We start from the raw sequence: 5,241 nt of genomic DNA, 5'->3' as shown, positions 1-5,241 counted from the left end.
CCGCCGAGCCCGCCGCGGACCCGCTGTCCGGCGAGACCGCCGTCCTCACCGGCGGGGGGGGCCCGGCCCCCCCGCGCCCACCCCCCCCCCGCGCCCCGACGAGGCCGCCGGGCCGCCGGACACCGTACGGGGCGTGCCGGGCGCCCAGGAGGCCGCCGCGCGGGCGACCCGGCACCTGCTGGCCCGCCAGGACGCGGCCGGGTGGTGGAAGGGCGACCTGGAGACCAACGTCACCATGGACGCCGAGGACCTGCTGCTGCGGCAGTTCCTCGGGATCCGGGACGAGGCCACCACGCAGGCCGCCGCCCGCTTCATCCGGGGCGAGCAGGCCGCGGACGGCACCTGGGCCACCTTCCACGGCGGCCCGCCCGAACTCTCCGCCACCATCGAGGCGTACGTCGCGCTGCGGCTCGCCGGGGACGCGCCCGACGCCCCGCACATGGCCCGCGCCTCGGCCTGGGTCCGGGCCCACGGCGGGATCGCCGCCGCCCGCGTCTTCACCCGGATCTGGCTGGCCCTGTTCGGCTGGTGGAGCTGGGACCACCTGCCCGAACTCCCGCCCGAGCTGGTGTTCCTGCCGTCGTGGGTGCCGCTGAACATCTACGACTTCGGCTGCTGGGCCCGCCAGACCATCGTCCCGCTGACCGTGGTCTCGGCGAAGCGGCCCGTCCGCCCCGCCCCGTTCGCCCTGGACGAGCTGCACACCGACGCGCGGCGCCCGTACCCCGCCGTCCGCCCGGCGCCGCTGGCCAGCTGGGACGGGGCCTTCCAGCGGATGGACAGGGCCCTGCACGTCTACCGCCGGTTCGCACCGCGCCGGCTGCGCAGGGCCGCGATGAACACCGCCGCGCGCTGGATCATCGAACGCCAGGAGAACGACGGCTGCTGGGGCGGGATCCAGCCACCCGCCGTGTACTCCGTCATCGCCCTGCACCTGCTCGGGTACGACCTCGGACACCCGGTGATGCGGGCCGGCCTGGAGTCCCTGGACCGGTTCGCTGTGTGGCGCGAGGACGGTCCCCCCGGGCCCGACGGCCGGCCGGGCGGCCCCGTCCGGATGATCGAGGCCTGCCAGTCACCGGTCTGGGACACCTGCCTCGCCGCCATCGCCCTGGCCGACGCGGGCCTGCCGCCCGACCACCCGGCGCTGGTGAGGGCCGCCGACTGGATGCTCGACGAGGAGATCGTCCGCACCGGCGACTGGGCGGTGCGCAGGCCCGGACTCGCCCCCGGCGGCTGGGCGTTCGAGTTCCACAACGACACCTACCCCGACATCGACGACACCGCCGAGGTGGTGCTGGCCCTGCGCCGGATCCGCCACCCCGAGCCGGCCAGGGTCGAGGCGGCCATCGCCCGCGGGGTCTCCTGGAACCTCGGCATGCAGTCCGGGAACGGCGCCTGGGGCGCCTTCGACGCCGACAACACCAGCCCGTTCCCGAACCGGCTGCCGTTCTGCGACTTCGGCGAGGTCATCGACCCGCCGTCCGCGGACGTCACCGCCCACGTGGTGGAGATGCTCGCGGTCGAGGGCAAGGCGGCCGACCCGCGGACCAGGCGCGGCATCGCCTGGCTGCTCGCCGAACAGGAGCCCACCGGCGCCTGGTTCGGCCGCTGGGGCACCAACTACGTGTACGGGACGGGTTCGGTGGTCCCGGCCCTGACCGCCGCGGGCTTCGCCACGGGGCATCCCGCGATCCGGCGGGCCGTGCGCTGGCTGGAATCCGTACAGAACGAGGACGGCGGCTGGGGCGAGGACCAGCGCTCGTACAAGGACCCGGCCTGGGCCGGCAAGGGGGCGTCGACCCCCTCCCAGACCGCGTGGGCGCTGATGGCCCTGCTCTCCGCGGGGGAACGGGACGGCAAGGCCGTCGAACGCGGCATCGCGTACCTGGTCGAGACCCAGCTCGGGGACGGCTCCTGGGACGAGCCGCACTTCACCGGCACCGGCTTCCCCTGGGACTTCTCCATCAACTACCACCTGTACCGGCAGGTGTTCCCGCTCACCGCCCTCGGCCGCTACCTGTACGGGGAACCCTTCGCACCCGGGGAGGTCCGATGACCCGCGACGGGGCCGCCGCCGGGCCCGAACCGCCGGTCCCGCTCCTCGTCGCCTGCGCCCTGCGCATCGAGCAGGCGGCCCTGCGCAGCGGCGGCGGCCGCGGCGCCGCGCGCCCCGGACCCGGCTGCACCGTCCTGCGCACCGGCATGGGACCGCGCGCCGCCGAACGGGCGGTCGGCCGGGCGCTCGCCGCACCGGAACTGCGCCTGGCCCCCGTCCTCGCCACCGGGTTCTGCGCCGGGCTGGTCCCCGGCATGAGCCCCGGTGACCTCGTCGTCGCCGAGGAGACCCGCGATCCGCGGGGCACCGTGCCGTGCGAGGGCACCGCCCTGCTCGCCGAGGCACTGGCCCGGGCCGCGCCCGGCCGGACCGTGCACACCGGCGCACTGACCGGATCCGACCACGTCGTCCGCGGCCAGGAGCGCGCCCAGCTGCGCGCCACCGGCGCCATCGCGGTCGACATGGAGTCCGCGGCCACCCTGTGGGCGGCCGCCCGGGCCGCCCGGGCCGCCGGAAGCGGCCGGCACCGCCCGGTTGCGGCCGTCCGGGTGATCGTGGACGCTCCGGAGCACGAGCTCGTCCGCATCGGCACGTTGCGCGGTGGAATATCGGCCTTCCGCGTATTGCGTGCCGTACTGCCCGCGTTTTATGACTGGCACCGTTCTTTGCTGCTCCCCAGGAGGTGAGCCAGATGGCCATGCCACTGCGACAGTCCATCAGGGTCGGGACGTATCTTCTCGAACAGAAGCTCCGCAAGCGTGAGAAGTTCCCGCTGATCGTCGAGCTGGAGCCGCTCTACGCCTGCAATCTCGCCTGTGAGGGGTGCGGGAAGATCCAGCACCCGGCCGGCGTGCTCAAGCAGCGCATGCCGGTCGCCCAGGCCGTCGGCGCCGTCCTGGAATCCGGCGCTCCGATGGTGTCCATCGCGGGCGGCGAGCCGCTGATGCACCCGCAGATCGACGAGATCGTGCGGCAGTTGGTGGCCCGGCGGAAGTACGTCTTCCTGTGCACCAACGCGATGCTGCTCCGCAAGAAGATCGAGAAGTTCACGCCCTCGCCCTACTTCGCCTTCGCCGTGCACATCGACGGGCTGCGCGAACGGCACGACGAGTCGGTGGCCAAGGAAGGCGTCTTCGACGAGGCGGTCGCCGCCATCAAGGAGGCGAAGGGGCGCGGATTCCGGGTCACCACCAACTCCACCTTCTTCAACACCGACACCCCGCAGACGATCATCGAGGTGCTCAACTACCTCAATGACGACCTCAAGGTCGACGAAATGATGATCTCGCCCGCCTACGCCTACGAAAAGGCCCCCGACCAGGAACACTTCCTGGGCGTCGAACAGACCAGGGAACTCTTCCGGAAGGCCTTCGCGGGCGGAAACCGGCGGCGCTGGCGGCTCAACCACTCGCCGCTCTTCCTCGACTTCCTGGAAGGGAAAGTGGATTTCCCCTGCACCGCCTGGGCCATTCCGAATTACTCCCTCTTCGGCTGGCAGCGCCCCTGCTACCTGATGAGCGACGGCTACGTTCCGACGTACCGGGAGCTGGTCGAGGACACCGACTGGAGCAAGTACGGCCGCGGAAAGGACCCGCGCTGCGCCAACTGCATGGCGCACTGCGGCTACGAGCCGACCGCCGTCCTCGCCACCATGGGCTCCCTCAAGGAATCCCTGCGCGCCGCCCGCGAGACCGTCTCGGGGAACCGGGACAAGCAGTGACCGGCTTCGATCTCCGCGCCCTGCTCGACGAGCGGGGCGGGGAACGGTACGAGCTGCACGCGCGGCACCTCAACCACCAGCTGCCGCGCATGCTGCACACGATCGGCTTCGACAAGGTCTACGTACGGGCCGAGGGCGCGCACTTCTGGGACGCCGAGGGCAACGACTACCTGGACATGCTGGCCGGGTTCGGCGTGATGGGCCTGGGCCGGCACCACCCCGTGGTCCGCAAGGCCCTGCACGACGTCCTGGACGCGCAGCTCGCCGACCTGACCCGCTTCGACTGCCAGCCGCTGCCCGGGCTGCTCGCGGAGCGGCTGCTGGCCCACAGCCCGCACCTGGACCGCGTCTTCTTCGGCAACAGCGGCACCGAGGCCGTGGAGACCGCCCTGAAGTTCGCCCGGTACGCCACCGGGCGGCCCAGGATCCTCTACTGCGACCACGCCTTCCACGGGCTGACCACGGGCTCCCTCTCCGTCAACGGGGAGGGGGGCTTCCGGGACGGCTTCGCGCCGCTGCTGCCCGATACGAAGATCGCCCTCGGGGACCTGGCCGCCCTGGAACGGGAACTGGAACGGGGCGACGTCGCCGCCTTCGTCGTCGAACCCGTCCAGGGCAAGGGCGTGCTCGCGGCCCCGCCCGGATTCCTTCGCGCGGCGCAGGAGCTGCTGCACCGGCACAAGGCGCTGCTGATCGCCGACGAGGTGCAGACGGGACTCGGCCGGACCGGCGATTTCTATGCGTACCAGCACGAACCGGGCGTGGAGCCGGACCTGGTCTGCGTGGCCAAGGCCCTGTCGGGCGGCTACGTGCCGATCGGCGCGACCCTCGGCAAGGACTGGATCTTCAAGAAGGTCTACTCGTCCATGGACCGGGTGCTGGTGCACTCCGCCAGCTTCGGGTCCAACGCGCAGGCGATGGCGGCCGGGCTGGCGGTGCTCTCGGTCATGGAGGACGAGTCGGTGGTCGCGAACGCGCGCGCGACGGGCGACCTGCTGCGCGGCCGGCTCGCCGCGCTCGTGGACGAGTACGAGCTGCTCCACGAGGTCCGGGGGCGGGGCCTGATGATCGGCATCGAGTTCGGGCGGCCGTCCTCGCTGGGGCTGCGCGGCCGGTGGACGATGCTCCAGGCGGCCCGCAAGGGGCTCTTCGCGCAGATGGTCGTGGTGCCCCTGCTGCAGAAGCACCGGATCCTGACGCAGGTGTCGGGGGACCGCCTGGAGGTCATCAAGCTCATCCCGCCGCTGATCGTGGACGAGGCGGACGTCGACCGGTTCGTCGCGGCCTTCCGCGACGTGATGGACGAGGCGCACGGCGGGGGCTCGCTGATGTGGGACTTCGGCAGGACGCTGGTGAAGCAGGCCGTCGGCGGCGGCTGACGGCTGCCCGGATCCCTTCCGGCCCTGGGCCCTGCGTCGGTTAGGGGCCCGCCCCCGACCACAGCCCGCCCCCCCGGGGGGTG

The 5,241-nt window shown here is 72.7% G+C and carries 4 protein-coding genes; all 4 read left to right on the top strand.

From position 1 onward, the window contains the following. Positions 1 to 133 precede the first annotated feature (133 nt). The 4 genes from shc to ACFXA3_RS34740 are packed head-to-tail and all read left to right on the top strand — an operon-like array spanning position 134 to position 5,158. Entirely contained in the window at positions 134 to 2,059 is a 1,926-nt protein-coding gene (gene shc, locus ACFXA3_RS34755) for a squalene--hopene cyclase (RefSeq protein WP_385193681.1), read from the top strand. Next, positions 2,056 to 2,745, top strand: coding sequence for a 1-hydroxy-2-methyl-2-butenyl 4-diphosphate reductase (locus tag ACFXA3_RS34750; protein WP_385193678.1), 690 nt, complete (start codon positions 2,056 to 2,058; stop codon positions 2,743 to 2,745). Before shc ends, ACFXA3_RS34750 begins: the two co-directional genes overlap by 4 nt. A gap of 5 nt (positions 2,746 to 2,750) precedes the next feature. Further along, the gene (hpnH, locus tag ACFXA3_RS34745; RefSeq protein ID WP_385193676.1) at positions 2,751 to 3,779 is read left to right on the top strand and encodes an adenosyl-hopene transferase HpnH; all 1,029 of its coding nucleotides are present in this window, start codon (positions 2,751 to 2,753) and stop codon (positions 3,777 to 3,779) included. Further along, positions 3,776 to 5,158, top strand: a complete 1,383-nt coding sequence (locus tag ACFXA3_RS34740) for an aspartate aminotransferase family protein (RefSeq protein WP_385193673.1) — start codon at positions 3,776 to 3,778, stop codon at positions 5,156 to 5,158. The genes hpnH and ACFXA3_RS34740 overlap by 4 nt, the downstream gene beginning before the upstream one ends. Positions 5,159 to 5,241: the final 83 nt, after the last annotated feature.

The organism is Streptomyces sp. NPDC059456 (genome assembly GCF_042750055.1).
Lineage (GTDB): Bacteria > Actinomycetota > Actinomycetes > Streptomycetales > Streptomycetaceae > Streptomyces.
Note: the sequence above shows the minus strand (reverse complement) of the source record. Positions and strands in the feature narration are given on the sequence as shown.